Source organism: Micromonospora zamorensis, from assembly GCF_900090275.1.
GTDB lineage: Bacteria > Actinomycetota > Actinomycetes > Mycobacteriales > Micromonosporaceae > Micromonospora > Micromonospora zamorensis.
In genome coordinates this window covers 3042598-3057565 of the sequence record NZ_LT607755.1, presented here as the reverse complement: position 1 = coordinate 3057565, position 14968 = coordinate 3042598, and the positions used below count along the sequence as shown (strand labels likewise).

At 73.6% G+C, this 14968-nt stretch carries 16 protein-coding genes; 15 read left to right on the top strand and 1 reads right to left on the bottom strand.

The features are described 5' to 3' along the window. Positions 1 to 123: 123 nt before the first annotated feature. From GA0070619_RS13365 to GA0070619_RS13320, 10 genes are all read left to right on the top strand, one after another. Complete coding sequence (locus GA0070619_RS13365) at positions 124 to 462, top strand: TcmI family type II polyketide cyclase (protein WP_088948360.1); 339 nt, start codon at positions 124 to 126, stop codon at positions 460 to 462. Continuing rightward, positions 459 to 2237, top strand: coding sequence for an acetyl-CoA carboxylase carboxyltransferase subunit alpha (locus tag GA0070619_RS13360; RefSeq protein WP_088948359.1), 1779 nt, complete (start codon positions 459 to 461; stop codon positions 2235 to 2237). Before GA0070619_RS13365 ends, GA0070619_RS13360 begins: the two co-directional genes overlap by 4 nt. Next, positions 2234 to 2767, top strand: a complete 534-nt coding sequence (gene accB, locus GA0070619_RS13355) for an acetyl-CoA carboxylase biotin carboxyl carrier protein (RefSeq protein WP_088948358.1) — start codon at positions 2234 to 2236, stop codon at positions 2765 to 2767. The genes GA0070619_RS13360 and accB overlap by 4 nt, the downstream gene beginning before the upstream one ends. Before the next feature lie 19 nt (positions 2768 to 2786). Beyond that, positions 2787 to 4229, top strand: a complete 1443-nt coding sequence (locus GA0070619_RS13350; RefSeq protein ID WP_088948357.1) for an acetyl-CoA carboxylase biotin carboxylase subunit — start codon at positions 2787 to 2789, stop codon at positions 4227 to 4229. Next, positions 4226 to 4981, top strand: coding sequence for an SRPBCC family protein (locus tag GA0070619_RS13345; RefSeq protein ID WP_088948356.1), 756 nt, complete (start codon positions 4226 to 4228; stop codon positions 4979 to 4981). Before GA0070619_RS13350 ends, GA0070619_RS13345 begins: the two co-directional genes overlap by 4 nt. Then, entirely contained in the window at positions 4974 to 5378 is a 405-nt protein-coding gene (locus GA0070619_RS13340; RefSeq protein ID WP_088948355.1) for a cupin domain-containing protein, read from the top strand. The genes GA0070619_RS13345 and GA0070619_RS13340 overlap by 8 nt, the downstream gene beginning before the upstream one ends. Beyond that, positions 5375 to 6649, top strand: coding sequence for a beta-ketoacyl-[acyl-carrier-protein] synthase family protein (locus GA0070619_RS13335; protein WP_088948354.1), 1275 nt, complete (start codon positions 5375 to 5377; stop codon positions 6647 to 6649). Before GA0070619_RS13340 ends, GA0070619_RS13335 begins: the two co-directional genes overlap by 4 nt. 38 nt (positions 6650 to 6687) lie before the next feature. Then, complete coding sequence (locus GA0070619_RS13330; RefSeq protein WP_088951776.1) at positions 6688 to 7938, top strand: beta-ketoacyl synthase N-terminal-like domain-containing protein; 1251 nt, start codon at positions 6688 to 6690, stop codon at positions 7936 to 7938. After that, positions 7935 to 8252, top strand: a complete 318-nt coding sequence (locus GA0070619_RS13325; protein WP_088948353.1) for an antibiotic biosynthesis monooxygenase family protein — start codon at positions 7935 to 7937, stop codon at positions 8250 to 8252. The genes GA0070619_RS13330 and GA0070619_RS13325 overlap by 4 nt, the downstream gene beginning before the upstream one ends. Positions 8253 to 9113: 861 nt before the next feature. Beyond that, the gene (locus GA0070619_RS13320; protein ID WP_088948352.1) at positions 9114 to 10463 is read left to right on the top strand and encodes a class I adenylate-forming enzyme family protein; all 1350 of its coding nucleotides are present in this window, start codon (positions 9114 to 9116) and stop codon (positions 10461 to 10463) included. Here the strand turns inward: GA0070619_RS13320 and GA0070619_RS13315 are convergent. After that, on the bottom strand, positions 10358 to 11146 hold the full coding sequence (locus GA0070619_RS13315) for a 4'-phosphopantetheinyl transferase family protein (RefSeq protein ID WP_088948351.1): 789 nt from the start codon (positions 11144 to 11146) through the stop codon (positions 10358 to 10360). The two genes, GA0070619_RS13320 and GA0070619_RS13315, sit on opposite strands and share 106 nt — an antisense overlap. Before the next feature lie 15 nt (positions 11147 to 11161). Here GA0070619_RS13315 and GA0070619_RS13310 point away from each other — a divergent pair, with 15 nt between their 5' ends. The 5 genes from GA0070619_RS13310 to GA0070619_RS13290 all read left to right on the top strand — a co-directional run bounded on the left by GA0070619_RS13310 (position 11162) and on the right by GA0070619_RS13290 (position 14960). Continuing rightward, the gene (locus GA0070619_RS13310) at positions 11162 to 11428 is read left to right on the top strand and encodes an acyl carrier protein (protein WP_088948350.1); all 267 of its coding nucleotides are present in this window, start codon (positions 11162 to 11164) and stop codon (positions 11426 to 11428) included. Continuing rightward, entirely contained in the window at positions 11428 to 11673 is a 246-nt protein-coding gene (locus GA0070619_RS13305) for a hypothetical protein (protein ID WP_088948349.1), read from the top strand. The genes GA0070619_RS13310 and GA0070619_RS13305 overlap by 1 nt, the downstream gene beginning before the upstream one ends. Next, the gene (locus GA0070619_RS13300; protein ID WP_088948348.1) at positions 11666 to 12775 is read left to right on the top strand and encodes a beta-ketoacyl-[acyl-carrier-protein] synthase family protein; all 1110 of its coding nucleotides are present in this window, start codon (positions 11666 to 11668) and stop codon (positions 12773 to 12775) included. The genes GA0070619_RS13305 and GA0070619_RS13300 overlap by 8 nt, the downstream gene beginning before the upstream one ends. Before the next feature lie 80 nt (positions 12776 to 12855). Then, positions 12856 to 13347 carry a beta-ketoacyl synthase chain length factor gene (locus GA0070619_RS13295; protein WP_088948347.1) on the top strand — a complete coding sequence of 164 codons (492 nt, stop codon included), beginning with the start codon at positions 12856 to 12858 and terminating at the stop codon, positions 13345 to 13347. Continuing rightward, entirely contained in the window at positions 13344 to 14960 is a 1617-nt protein-coding gene (locus GA0070619_RS13290; protein ID WP_088948346.1) for a class I adenylate-forming enzyme family protein, read from the top strand. Before GA0070619_RS13295 ends, GA0070619_RS13290 begins: the two co-directional genes overlap by 4 nt. Positions 14961 to 14968: the final 8 nt, after the last annotated feature.

The window sequence follows — 14968 nt, the reverse complement described above, 5'->3', positions numbered from 1 at the left end:
CGTAGCTGATCATCCCTTCACGGTGACGCCGCCGTGACGAGGATTGCCGCATCGTGTGGGCAGTCGTCCAGCGCGTCCGGGGGCGACCCGTCGCCGGCCGGACGCCGTGGGGGGAGGCCCAGTATGGACCGATCGCTGATCGTCGCGAAGGTGGATCCGACCGCCGAGGAGCGGGTCGCCGAGATCTTCGCCGAGTCGGACGCTACGGAGCTGCCGCGCCTGGTCGGCGTCCGGCACCGTTCGCTGTACCGCCTGCACGACCTCTACGTGCACCTGCTCGAAACCGAGCAGCCGGCGGAGGGCGCGGTGGAGTCCGCCCGTGGCCACCCCGAGTTCATCCGGGTCAGCGACCGCCTGCGCCCGTACGTCTCGCCGTACCTGCCGACCTGGCGTTCGCCGCGCGACGCCATGGCGCAGTGCTTCTACCGCTTCGACGCCCCGGACCCCGGACGGCGGTCGTGACGGCCATCGCGCGCCGCGAGGAACAGCTCTGGTCCCGCTGCGCCGGCTGCGCGAGCCTGCTCTACCGCAAACGGTTGCGCCGCAACCTGGACGTCTGCCCGGAGTGCGGGGAGCACGCCCGACTCGGCGCACCGGAACGGCTGCGCCAACTCGTCGACCCGGGATCGTTGCGCCCCCTGTCCGACCTGCTGCCGGAGGCGGACCCGATCGACTTCGTCGACGTGCTGCCGTACCCGCACCGGCTCACCGCCGCGCGGGCCAGCACCGGCCTGGCCGAGGCGGTCGTCTGTGCCACGGCCACCATCGGCGGGCACCCGGTCGCCCTGGCCGTGATGGACTTCCGTTTCCTCGGTGGCAGCCTGGGCTGCGCGGTGGGTGAGCTGATCACCCGGACCGCCGAGCGGGCGCTGGACGACCGCATCCCGCTCGTCCTGGTCACCGCCTCGGGCGGGGCGCGGATGCAGGAGGGCGCGCTGTCGTTGATGCAGATGGCCACCGTCAGCCAGGCCATCGCCGCGCTGCGGGAAGCGGGTCTGCTCACCGTGAGCGTCCTCACCGATCCGACCTACGGTGGGGTGGCCGCGTCGTTCGCCACCAACACCGACCTGGTGCTCGCCGAGAGCGGCGCGCGGATGGGCTTCGCCGGCCCCCGGGTGATCCGTCAGGTCACCGGTCGGGCGCTGCCGGAGGGTTTCCAGACCGCCGACTTCCTGCTCCGGCACGGACAGGTCGACATGGTGGTGCAGCGTCGGTCGCTGCGCGGGCGGCTGGTGGCGCTGCTGGCCGCGACCCGCGCCGGCCGTGCGGCCCGCGCCGGCCACCCGCCCGTACCCCGGCAGGAGCCGGCGTCGCGCCGCGAGCGCCTCGCCGACGACGATGCGGCCCTGGCGCGGCCAGCGGGCCCGGCGGCGGCCGTGGCGCCGTCACCCACTCCGGGGGCGGGCCAGACGCCGGCGGTACGCGACGCCTGGGACACCGTCCGGATGGCGCGTCACCCCGCTCGACCGACCACACTGGACTACCTCGACTCGGTCTTCGACGGGTTCGTGGAACTGCACGGTGACCGCCTCGGCGGGGACTGCCCGGCCATCGTGGGCGGTGTGGCCCGGCTGGCCGGCCGGCACGTCATGGTCATCGGCCACCAGAAGGGGCACACCACCGCCGAACTGGTCGCCCGCAACTTCGGCATGGCCAGCCCGGCCGGGCACCGCAAGGCGTTGCGGCTGATGCGCCTGGCCGCCCGGCTCGGCCTGCCCGTGGTGACCCTCGTGGACACCCCCGGTGCCGACCCCGGCGTGAGCGCCGAGGAGCAGGGCCAGGCAGCGGCCATCGCGGAGAACATCCTGACCCTCACCATGCTGCCCACCCCCGTGCTGGCGGTCATCACGGGAGAGGGCGGCAGTGGTGGCGCCCTGGCGTTGGCGGTCGCCGACCGGGTGCTGATGCTGGAGAACGCCGTCTACTCGGTGATCAGCCCTGAGGGCTGCGCGGCCATCCTCTGGCCGGACCGGTCCGCGGCGCCGCAGGCCGCTCGCGCGCTGCGACTGACCGCGCCCGACCTGTGCCGGCTCGGCGTGGTCGACGAGGTCGTGCCGGAGCCGTCGGGCGCCGCGCACGACGACCCGGCGGAGACCGCCCACCGGTTGCGGGCCGCCCTGCTGGCCAACCTGCTGCCGCTGCTGGACGTGCCGCCCGCCATGCTGGTCCGCCTCCGTCGGCAGCGCTTCCGACGGTTCGGGACGACCCGTGGCGTCAACCGGGCAGGTGTCCGGTGACCGCCGGCGACGGGGCGGTGTCGACCGTCGAGGCGCCCGACGACACCGAGGTGGGCGGCGAGGAGGCACTGGCCGGGCTGCGCCGGCAGGCACAGCACCTGATCGCCGAGCTGGCCGGCCCGGTGCGCCGGGTCCGGCTGCGCAGCGGGCCGGCGGTGCTCGAAATCGAGTGGCACCCCGAAGAGGCGACCCGACCGGACGTACTCCCTGCTCCGGTTCAGGCGGCGGCGCTGCCGGTCGCGCCGGCACCCGGCCCACCGGCGGCCCTGATCCGGCCGTCGGTGCCCGGGCGCGCCGTGGTGCGGGCGCCGATCGTCGGCACCTTCTACCGCTCGCCGGAGCCCGGCGCGAGGCCGTTCGTCGCGGTGGGTGACCTGGTCCGCCCGGGCCAGCCGGTCGCCATCGTCGAGGCGATGAAGCTGATGAACGAGGTGACCGCCGACCGTGCCGGCCGGGTGGTCGCGGTCCTCGTCGAGGACGGCCAGCCGGTGGAGTACGACCAGCCGCTGGTCGAACTGGACCCGGCATGACGGCGCGGGGTGGTTGACCATGTTCGAGACCGTCCTGATCGCCAACCGGGGCGAGATCGCGCTGCGGGTGCTGCGCGCCTGCAAGGAGCTGGGCGTACGGACGGCGGTGGTCTACTCCGCCGCAGACGCCGATTCGGCGGCGGTCCGACTCGCCGACCAGGCCATCCGGATCGGGCCGGCGTCGAGCCGACGCAGCTACCTCAACGCCGCGGCGATAGTGGAGGCGGCCCGGCAGGTGGGCGCGCAGGCCGTGCACCCGGGCTACGGGTTCCTGTCCGAGGACGCCGACTTTGCCGAGATCTGCGCGGACAACGGGCTGATCTTCATCGGCCCGCCGCCGGCGGTGATGGCCGCGTTGGCCGACAAGTCGTCGGCGCGGGCACTGATGAGCCGCGCCGGTCTGCCCCTGTCGCCGGGCAGCATCGCGCCGGTGCCGAACGCCGCAGCCGCGGCCGAGGTGGCCGAGGCGGTCGGTTACCCGGTGATCGTGAAGGCCGCCGCCGGGGGTGGTGGCCGGGGGATGACGGTGGTGCACACCCCGGGCGAGCTGCGTCGGGCCTACGCCCGCACCCGGGCCGCCGCCCAGGCCGCCTTCGGCGACGACCGGGTGTACGTCGAGCGGTACCTCACCGAGGCGCGGCACGTGGAGGTGCAGGTGCTCTGCGACTCCCACGGCAACGGCGTGCACCTGGGCACCCGGGACTGCTCGGTGCAACGTCGGCACCAGAAGCTGGTGGAGGAGGCGCCCGCCCCGGCACTGCCCGCCGCCGTTCTCGACACCATCGCCGAGACGGCGCTGCGGGGTGCCCTCGAGGTCGGCTTCGTCGGCGCCGGCACGTTGGAGTTCCTGGTCGACGCCGAGGAACGGTTCCACTTCCTGGAGATCAACTGCCGGATCCAGGTGGAGCATCCGGTCACCGAGATGGTCACCGGGATCGACCTGGTGCACGAGCAGCTGCACATCGCCGCCGGGGTGCCGCTGCGCTGGCGGCAGGAGGAGATCCGCCTGCACGGTGTCGCTGTGGAGTGCCGGGTCAACACCGAGGACCCCGAGCGCGGTTTCGCTCCCGCTCCCGGCCGCTTGGAGCGTTTCACCCCACCCGGTGGACCGTTCACCCGGGTGGACACCCACGCCAGCGCCGGCTACCTGGTCGGCCCCTGGTACGACTCGCTGCTGGCGAAGGTGATCGTCTGGGCGCCCGACCGGGAGCTGGCCCTCAACCGGCTGGAGCGCGCCCTCGACGAGTTCGACATCGCGGGGCCGGGCGTGCACACCACCATCCCGTTCGTCCGGCGGGTGCTCGACGACGCCGCATTCCGCAAGGGCCGCTACACCACGGGCCTGGTCGATCGTCTGCTCGGCGTGCCCGGTGCTGCGCCCGCGCAACGGCCGACGGCCACCCCCGCCCCGCGCCCCGCGCCCGCCGCAAAGCCCGACGCAACCCACAGGAGGACCCGATGACCGTCACCCATGGTCGCCCGATGACCGCCGAGATCACCGACATCCTGGTGGCGCACTGCGGGCTGGACGCCGACGCCGCGGCCCGGGCGCCCGCCGCGTCGCTGGAGGAGCTGGGCATGGACTCCCTCGCCCTGCTGGAGCTCTCCGCAGTCGTCGCCGACCGGTGGCAGGTGACCATTCCCGAGCAGGCCGGGCAGCTCAGCATTCCGGCGGTGGCCGACCTGGTCACCCGCCGCGCCGACCCACCCGGGCACACCGAGAACAGCGTGGTCCTCGACGCGCCACTCGCGCTGGTCTGGGAGGTCACCAACGACGTGGCGAACTGGACGGAGCTGTTCACCGAGTACGCAGTGGTGGAGATCCTGCACCGCGACGGGCACACGGTGCGGTTCCGGCTCACCATGTACCCCGACGAGAACGGGGTGTCGTGGAGCTGGGTCAGTGAGCGCACCGCCGACCCGGTGAGCCGCCAGGTGCGGGCACACCGGGTGGAAACCGGGCCGTTCGAGTACATGCGCATCCACTGGCGCTACACCGAGGAGGCCGGCGGCACCCGGATGACCTGGACGCAGGACTTCGCGATGAAGCCGACCGCACCTGTCGACAACGCCGGGATGACCGAGCGGATCAACACCAACAGCGTCATCCAACTCGCAGTGATCAAGGACCGGGTGGAGCGGATCGCCCGGCAGCGCGCCGACCAGGGTCGCCCGGCGGCCACCGACGAGACGACGGAGGCCGACGATGAGTGACCTGAGCACCCGGCCGATCGCCGCCCGGGACGTACCCGCCGACCGGCGTCGCGGCGGTGAGCTGCGGGTGCTGCTCGGCCCCCGCACCGTCGGCAGCACCTCGGGCTTCCTCGGGGTGGCCGCGCTCGCGCCGGGGGAGCGGATCGCCGAGCACTACCACCCGTACAGCGAGGAGTTCCTGTACGTGGTGCGTGGCGCGATCACCGTCGACCTGGACGACCAGCCGACGCTCCTGGCCGCCGGGGAGGGATTGTTCGTCCCGGTGAACGTGCGGCACCGACTGCGCAACACCGGCGTCGAACCGGCCGAGGTGGTCTTCCACCTGGGCCCGCTCGCCCCCCGACCCGAGTTGGGGCACGTCGACACCGAGTTGGTCGAGCAGCGGGGCGGGTCATGACCGGTCGTCGCACTGTGGTGACCGGCGTCGGGGTGGTCGCTCCGGGCGGCGCGAGCCGGGACCGCTTCTGGAAGACCATCACCGAGGGGCGGACCGCCACCCGGCGGATCAGCTTCTTCGACCCGTCGCCGTTCCGGTCCCAGATCGCGGCGGAGTGCGACTTCGACCCGGTCGCGGCGGGGCTCACCGAGGCGGAGCGACGCCGGGCCGACCGGTACGTGCAGTTCGCGCTGGCCTGCGCCGCGGAGGCGGTCGCCGACGCCCAACTGGTGCTGACCGACGCCGAGCGGAACCGGGCGGGGGTGGTGCTGGGCACCGCCGTGGGCGGGACGATGGCGCTGGAACAGGAGTACGTCACGGTCAGCGAGCACGGCAGCCGCTGGTTGGTCGACGCGGCGCGCGGCGGCCCGTACCTCTATCAGGCGTTGGTGCCCAGCAGCCTCGCCGCCGACGTGGCCTGCCGGTACGGGCTGCACGGCCCGGCGCAGGTCGTGTCGACAGGGTGTACCTCCGGCATCGACGCGATCGGCTACGCCCACCAGATGATCGTGGACGGTGAGGCGGACGTGATGCTGGCCGGGGCTGCCGACTCGCCGATCTCGCCGGTCACCGTTGCCTCGTTCGACGCGATCAAGGCGACCAGCCCGGACAACGACGACCCGGCGCACGCCTCCCGCCCGTTCGACGCCGACCGGCACGGGTTCGTGCTGGCCGAGGGTGGGGCGGTGCTGGTGCTGGAGGAGGCCGGGCACGCGCTGCGGCGGGGGGCGCACATCTACTGCGAGGTGTCCGGCTATTCCAGCCGCAGCAACGGCTTCCACATGACCGGGCTACGCCCCGACGGGCTGGAGATGGGCCTGGCCGTCACCGACGCGCTCAAGCAGGGCAGGATCCTGCCCGAGCAGGTCTCCTACATCAGCGCGCACGGCTCAGGCACGCGGCAGAACGACAGGCACGAGACGGCCGCGTTCAAGCGGGCGCTGGGCCAGGCCGCGTACCGGGTGCCGATCAGCTCGATCAAGTCGATGGTCGGGCACTCGCTCGGCGCGATCGGGTCGATCGAGATGGCCGCGTGCGCGTTGGCCATCGAGTTCGGCGTGGTGCCCCCGACGGCGAACTGGAGCACCAGGGACCCGGAGTGCGACCTGGACTACGTGCCGAACGAGGCGCGGGAGGTCCCGGTGGACGTGGCCCTCTCGGTGGGCAGCGGGTTCGGCGGCTTCCAGTCGGCGATGGTGTTCCGCCGCCTGCCCGGAACGGTGGCGGCGTGAGCACCGCGCAGCACCGGGGCGTCCTACACACCGACGGCGTGAGCACCGCCCGCGCGGTGGTGACCGGCATCGGTGTGGTGGCGCCCAGCGGCATCGGCGCGGACGCCCACTGGCGTACGGTGCTGGCCGGCACCCGCCGGACCGGGCCGATCACGCTGTTCGACCCGTCCGGCTACCCGACCCGATTCGGCGGGGAGGTGCCCGGCTTCACCGCCGACTCCTACGCGGACAGCCGACAGCTGGTGCAGACCGACCGGTGGACGCACCTCGGCTTCGCCGCCACCCGGCTGGCGTTGGCCGACGCCGGGCTGCCCGAGCGGGCCCCCGACCCGTACGGCTACGCGGTGACCCTGGCCAGTTCGTCGGGGGGCAACCTGTTCGGCCAGCGGGAGCTGCAACGGCTGTGGGGCGGGTCGTCGCGGACGGTCGGGGCGTACCAGTCGATCGCCTGGTTCTACGCGGCGAGCGTCGGGCAGCTCTCCATCCACCACCAGTTCAAGGGCCCGAGCGGGGTGCTGGTCGCGGAGGCGGCCGGCGGGCTGGACAGCCTCGCGCACGCGGCCCGCGCGGTGCGCCGGGGCACTCCGGTCGTGATAGCCGGGGCCACCGAGTGCCCGCTGAGCCCGTACGCGCTGGCCTGCCAGTTGCGCTCCGGGCTGCTCAGCGACGTCGCCGACCCGGAGCGGGCGTACCGGCCGTTCGACGCCACGGCCAGCGGCTACCTGCCGGCGGAGGGGGGAGCGGTGTTCGTGGTGGAGGAGCTGGGGCACGCGCTGGCCCGGGGAGCCCGGGTCTACGGCGAGGTGAGCGGTTGGGGCTCCACCCACGACGCCGCGCACACCACGGCGGACAGTGCCGGCGATCCGGCGCAGTACGCGCGTGCGATGCGGCTGGCACTGGACCGGGCGGGCGTCGCGGCGGCCGGGGTGGACGTGGTGCTGCCCGACGCGCTCGGTGTGCCCCGCTACGACCGCAGCGAGGCCGAGGCGCTGCGGGCGGTGTTCGCCGACCGGCCGCCTCCGGTGACCACCCAGAAGTCGCTGACCGGGCGGGCGTACCAGGGAGGCTCGGCGTTGGACGTGGCGACCGCGCTGCTCGCCTTCGCGCACGACACGCTGCCGGCGTCGGCGGGCCCGGACGAGGTGGCCGACGGGTGCGAGCTGGACTTCCTGCGGGAGCACCGCCGGCCGCGCAGCAGGCTCGCGCTGGTGTGCGCGCGGGGCTTCGACGGGTTCAACAGCGCGCTGGTCCTGCGGGGGGCCGCACCGATGAGGGGAGAGGCGTCATGAGTGAGCAGCGGGCCCGGGTGGTCTTTCTGGTGCGGGTGCCGGTGCCGCGCACCGAGCAGTTCCTCGCCGCGTACGAGCAGGTGCGGCATCTGGTGGCCGGCGGCGTGCCCGGGCACCTGGTCGACCAGGTGTGCCGCTCGTCGACCGACCCGGAGCAGTGGTTGATCACCAGCGAGTGGGCGAGTCTGGCCGACTTCGAGAGCTGGGAACGCAGCCCGGAACACCGGGACCTGGTGCGCCCGATGCGGGAGTGCTTCACCGACGCCCGCTCCCTGCGGTTCCACATCCACGCGCAGACGCCGGCGCTCGCCTGACGGCCCTCGGGCCGCCGAGATGGTCGCGCTCACCTGTGCCAGCCGGCGTATCTGGACGGTTCGATGAGCGGAGGCGTTGGTGCGTCCGATGATCTGACTGTGCCGACGACGTCGGTAGCGGCGTGACGGAGAGCTGGCAGGGTAGATCTTGGACAGTTTCCGTTACGGGGTAACGGAAACTGTCCAGGATTGTCAGCTGTCGCGGGTGAGGCGGCGTGTGCGGCGGTAGTCGCCGGCAAGAGCGGCAGGCTGGTGTCACGTCCCCGCCCACCGTGAGGGCTCGTGGCCGGGCGAACGGGCACCGACGACCCGCACCGCACCGCGTTCGGTCCTGCCGCCGACCACTCGCCGAGCATCGCGCCGCCCACCTCATCGACGCCGCCCGCGCCTGCCCCGGCGTCGGCGATCTCGCCGCCCCCCGGGCGCGCCCTGGCCCACGCCGACGCCGTCGCGCCTCCCGCGATCCGCTACCGGCCTGCCGGCCCGTACCCTCATCGCCGAGATCGCCCACAGCGGCCGCGCAGCCACCAGCGTGGCGCGACTCGCAACCCTCGTCGGGCTCACCCGGTGGCACCATCGGCCGTCCGGATGGGGCCGCACGACGGTTGTACGAGGGGTCATCCCACGGTGACGATCTGCCGAGGCACGCGCCTGATCCTGCCCGTCGAACGGGCTGTCGGCAATCCGGCTGGCCGCTTCTTTTGATCCAGCCATTTGCATCTAGCAATGGCCGCGCGGGGCGTCGTATGGTTCCCCGCAGCACCCCGACAAGCGTACGTCATGGGCATATTTGCCCTATTTCATGCTGGGCGGTGAACGGCAGTGACGACAGAAGATCCTACGGCGACCGACCCAGGATGGGTGGACGAAGTCCTGTTCGCCGGCCGCCCGACCGACATTTGTCTCCGTTTGCCCGAGCCGATCGACCGCGCCACCCTGCACCGGCTGGTCACCGCCGCGCAGGACCGCCTCGTCGCGGCCGGACTGCGCCCCGGTGGCGCTGCCGCGCTGCGGTTGCCGCCGTCACTGGCGTACGTGGTGAACCTCCTGGCGACCTGGCGCGCCGGGGCGCAGGCGATCCTGCTCGACCACCGACTGACCGACCACGAGGTGGACCGCGCGCTGACCCGGCTCACCCCACAGGTGGTCGTCGCGCCGGTCCGCAGCGGCGGCGGAGCGTTGCGGATCTTCGTCGACGTCACCGAGGGCGTCTCCCGGTACGCCGACGGCCCGGCGGTCAGTGGCCACGCCGTGATCCAGCTCAGCTCCGGCTCCACCGGACCGTCCAAGGTGATCGGCCGCACTGCCGCCGACCTGGTTGCCGAGGTGCACCGCTACACCCGGATCGACGGGGTGGCACTGCCCGGCGAACGGATCATCCTGCTGCCCTCGATGGTGCACGTGCTCGGCCTGGTCGGCGGCCTGCTCTACGGCCTGCACGCCGGGGTCGAGCTGGTGCCGCCGGAGCGGCTCAGCGGCGACGCCGTGCTGGCCGCGATCAGCGCCGGCGCGACGCCCGCCACCGTGCTGGGCGTCCCGTTCCACATCGGACTGCTCGCCTCCACCCGACCCACCGGTCCGCTGCCGCAGCTCAAGCGGATGACCACCGGCGGCGAGCTGGTGCCGGCCGCGGTCGCCCAGGCGTTCACCGACCGGTACGGCGTGCCGCTGGGCAACATGTACGGGATGACCGAGGTCGGTGTGATCGGCACCGACCTGCACGGATCGCACCGACCGTCGATCGTCCCGGCGCCCGGCATCGAAGTCCGCGAGACCGACGGCGAGCTGTGGGTGTCCTGCCCGGCGTCGCCGTACGTGGGGCTGAGCGACCCGACCCGCTGGGCCGACGGCTGGCTGCACACCCGCGACGCCGGCACCGTCGACCCCGCCACCGGCCTGGTCACCGTGCGCGGCCGGCTCGACTCGCAGGTCTCCGTGGGTGGGATGAAGGTCGACCTGACCGAGGTGGAGGCGACAGTCGCCGAGCTGCCCGGGGTCACCGCGGCGGTGGTCGTGTGGGACGACGGCATCACCGCGTACGTCCAACCCGACGGCCCGCTGTCGGAGGAGACGCTGGACAAGCTCCTCACCGAGCGGTTGGCCGGCTACAAGCGGCCCCGGGTGCTGCACCTGCTCGACCAGTTGCCCCGTACCACCACCGGCAAGCTGGTCCGCTCGACCGACGCGCTGCGCACGGCGGCCACCCCGTGACCGGGCCGCTGCACCACCTCGACGGCACCGTGACCGGTCCGCTGCACCACCTCGACGGCACCCTGACCGGTCCGCTGCACCACCTCGACGTCGACCTGCCCGGTGGCGTGCACCGCGACCGCCAGGACGAGGTCACCGCCCAACTCCGGGTGGCCGACCCACAGGGCCTCGGCACCGGGCACCGGTCGCCACGGCAGCCCCGGGGGCGGCATCTCCCGGCGCAGTCCGCCGCCGCGCAGGCCCTGCCCGAGCGCCTTGCCGACCGCCTCCTTCGCAGTCCACAGCCGCAGGAAGTCCACCGCCCGGCCAGCCTCGGGCCGATCGGCCAACCAGGTCAGCTCGGCGGGCGGGAACCAGCGGCGGGCCAGCGCGAGCGCGGGCAGCGGGCGCACCCGCTCCACGTCCACGCCGATTGCGCCGGCACGGCGGGCGGCGACCACCACCAGCCCGGCGGTGCGGCTGACGCTGACCGGCAACCCGACCGACCCGGCCGGGTCATCGCTGGCCCGGACGAGCGGCCGCCCACCCGGGCCGTGCGTCAGCACCAGCTCGGCCATCGGGCGGTCGAGCAGCAGGCGTCCCGCCTGGCACAGCAGCTCAGCGGCCGGATCCGGCTGACCGCCGGTATCCCGACCGACCCACACGTAGGCGGTGTCCCGACCGGACGCCGTCAGCTGACCCACGCAGAGAGGGTATCCATGAGAGCCGAGGTCCGCGCCTTCGTCGTCGAGCAGCTCGCCGACATGAACTACGACGTCGAGGGGCTCGACGACGACACCACGCTCGGCCCCGCCGGCGTCGACCTGGAGTCGCTCGCCCTGGCCGACCTGTCCGTCCGGGTCGAGGACCGGTACGGCGTGACGTTCGCCGACGACGAGTCGGAGCAGTTGGCCCTGATGACGGTCGGCGAGTTCACCACCATGGTCGCCAACCGGGTCACCGAGGCGACGAGCGACAAAGCCTGATGGACGGTCAGCCCGACCTGGGGCGAGCTGACCTGCTGACGATGCTCGCCGAACTCACCACGAAACCGGCCGCCGAGGTGCCCGACCGGATCGGCTCGATGGAGCTGGCCTGGCTGGTGCACCTCGTCGAGCAACGCTTCGACCGCCAGCTCGACCTCACCGACGACGAGCTGGCCGGCATCCGCACCGTCGACGACGCCTTGGCGGTGTTCCGGGCGTCGCTGACCACCCCCGCAGATGGCTGAGCCGCGCGTCACCCAGCTCACCGGCGTACACGCGGTCAGTGCCCTTGGTCGGGGCGCCGAGGCGCAGCTCGCCGGCGTGCTGGCCGGTGTGCCGGCGTTCGGCGCGGTACGCCGCTTCGACACCGCCGCCCGCAGGGTCACCGTGGCGGCAACCCTGCCCGAGGTCGGTTCGCTCGGCGACGAGTTGGCCGCCGCGATCGAGGCGGCGTGCCGCGCGGCCGGCCTGGCCGGTGCGCAGCGCGAGCAGTGCGCTCTGCTGCTCGCCGTGCACGGCGGACCGGCACCGGGAGGGGGCCCCACCCCGGGTGCGCTCGCCGACCAGCTCGCCGCGGCGTGTGGGCTCTCGGGGCACACCCGGGTCTACACCAGCGCCTGCGTGTCGGCGAGCACAGCGGTGGCCGACGCGGCGACCCTGATCGCCCGGGGTGACGTCGACCGGGTGGTGGTCGCCGCCGGTTACCTGGTGGAGCCGGACCAGTTCGCGTTGTTCGACGCCGGCCGGGCCCTCGCGGTGGACGGGGCGGTCCGCCCGTTCAGCGCCCACCGACGCGGGCTGCTGCTCGGCGACGGCGTGGCCGCGGTGGTGCTGGAATCCAGCGTCGGGCGGCGGCGGGGCGTCGAGCCACTGGCCACCGTGGTGGGCTGGGGGCGGGCCGGGGACGCGTTCCATCCGTGCCAGCCGGACCCGACCGGTGCCGGCCTGGCCCGTGCGGTCGACGCCGCGCTGCGCCGGGCCGGGCTGCCGCCGCAGGCCGTCGGTTACGTCAACGCCAACGCCACCGGCACCCCACAGAGCGACGCCGCCGAGGCGGCAGCCCTGCGCCGGGTTCTCGGCGCGCACGCCGCGCAGGTCCCGGTCAGCTCCACGAAGTCGGTGCACGGGCACGCCCTGGAGGCGTCCGGGTTGCTCGAACTGGTGGTCACCGCGCTCGCGCTGCGGCAGGGCGAACTGCCGGTCAACGCCGGCTGGTTGGCCCCGGACGAGGCGTGCCCCCTGGACGTCATCACGGACCACTCCCGCCGGACGACCACGACGCACGCGCTGACCCTCAACGCGGCGTTCGGCGGCGCGAACACCGCCCTCCTGGTCGGCGCGCCATGACCGGGCGGTCGTCCACCGTCCGCCCCGATGAACCCGAGACGGCACCCGTCGGTGCGGGGTCGGCGGAGCGGGGGACGAGGGTGTTGGCGCAGGCGCGGTGGCCCGAGGCGGGCGACGACGGGCCGGCGCCGGGCGTCCCCGGGTTCGTGTCCTCGCAGTTCGCACCGGTGGTGGTGGCGGTGGCGGAGCGGTGTCTGGGGCGCGGGTACGGGGTTGCCGGCGTGCCCCCGTGGAAGCGGACCGCGATCGTGCTGGTCAGCGCCAGTGGTGATCGCACCAGCGCGGAGCACGTACGGGCGGCTGTGGAGGCCGGCGGGCGGATCGGCCCACTGTTCTTCTTCCAGTCGGTGCCCAACAGCGTCGCCGGGCACCTCGCGGCCCGCTGGGGCCTGCGCGGCCCGGTGGTCTGCCTGAGCCCGACCGGTGACCCGTACGCCGACGGCACCGCCGAGGCGGACCTGCTGCGGTACGACGGCGACGCCGACGAGGCGTTGCTGATCCTGATCGAACAGGCGCCCGACGCGTCGACCGAGGCGGTCGCGGTGCTGCTGGGGGGAGAAGGACGACCATGAGGACACGAGGACTGCGGGGCGCGTTGGCCGCCGACACCGAGGTGGGGGCGGGCAACGTCCTGGCCCGGGTGCTGGCACACGGCGCCGACCCGGACGGCCCCGGGTTGACCTTCGACACGGCCGTCGACGGGCACCCGGCCGAGGAGCCGCTCACGTTGGGTCGGCTCGACGAGCGCGTCGCCGCTCGTGCGGCCTGGCTGCACGAGCGCGGGGTACGTCCCCGCGACCCGGTCGCCGTCTGGGCCACCGCCGCCGCCGACATGGTGCTCAGTTTCCTGGCGCTGGCCCGCCTCGGGGCGATTCCGGCGCTGATGAACGGCAAGCTCCGTCCGGAGATCGCCGCCGAGTACATCCGTCGGCTGCGGGGCGTCGGTGTGCTCGCCGACGACGCGCACACCGCGCAGCTGGCCGGGCACGACCTGGGCGTACCCCTGCTCGGCACCCCCGCGCAGGCCGGTACGGGTGACCCGTCCGCCGCCCCGGCGCACTACCGGCACCACCCAGACGACCCGATCGTGATCACCCACACCTCCGGCACGACCGGGGTGCCCAAGGCGGTGCTGCACTCGCACGCCAGCCTCTTCGCCGCCACCCGGCACCTGCTCACCATGCCCCAGGCGCAGGGCACCACCCGGATCCTCAACGCGCTGCCCGCCCCGCACACCGCCACCGTGCTGATGGTCAACCAGGCGCTGGGCAACTCCGCGCAGATGCTGCTGCTGTCCGAACAGGACGGTGAGCGGGTGCTCGACGCGATCCAACGTTGGCACCCCGATGGCGTGTTCGGGTTCTCGGTCACCTGGGCCGAGCTGGCCCGCTTCGACCTGTCCGGGTACGACCTGGACTCGGTGCGGCTGTGGTTCAACACCGGCGACTGCTCGCACGAGCCGCACATCCGGCGGCTGGTCGCGGTCGGCTCCCGGGACACGGTCACCCGCGAGGGCGTGGTGCGGGTGCCCGGCTCGGTCTTCATCGACGGGCTGGGCTCCAGCGAGATGGGGCACTCGATGTTCCACATCACCCACCGCGCCGACACCGACCGGTACGGCCGCTGCATCGGCCGCCCGTACCAGTTCACCAGGGTCGCGGTGCTCGACGCCGACGGCGAACCGGTCCCGACCGGCGAGGTGGGTTTCCTGGGCGTCGACTCGCCGTCGCTGTTCCGTGGCTACTGGAACGACTCGGTCACCACGTACCGGTTCCGTCAGCGCGGCTGGTACCTCACCGGCGACCTGGTCCGCACCGACGCCGAGGGGCGCTACTACCACCTGGACCGGGCGGTGGACTCGGTCGACGCCGGTGACGGCCGACGCCTGTTCACCGCGTTGTCCGAGGAGCGCATCCTGGCCGCCTGCCCGGACGTCACCGACTGCACTGTGGTGATCGTCGCCGAGGCCGACGGTGTGGTCACCGACGTGCTGCTGGAGTTGGCCGCCGGCGCCGACGAGGCCGAGGACCGCACCGAACGGGTCCGCGCCGCACTGGGCGCGGACGTCGGCGACACGCTGCGCCGGGTCGTGCCGGTGCGCTCCGCGGACATCCCGGTCACGGTGACCGGCAAGGTCCGCAAGGTGGTCCTGCGCGAGCGCTACCTCACCGAGGCGGCGTCATGAGCGAGCGA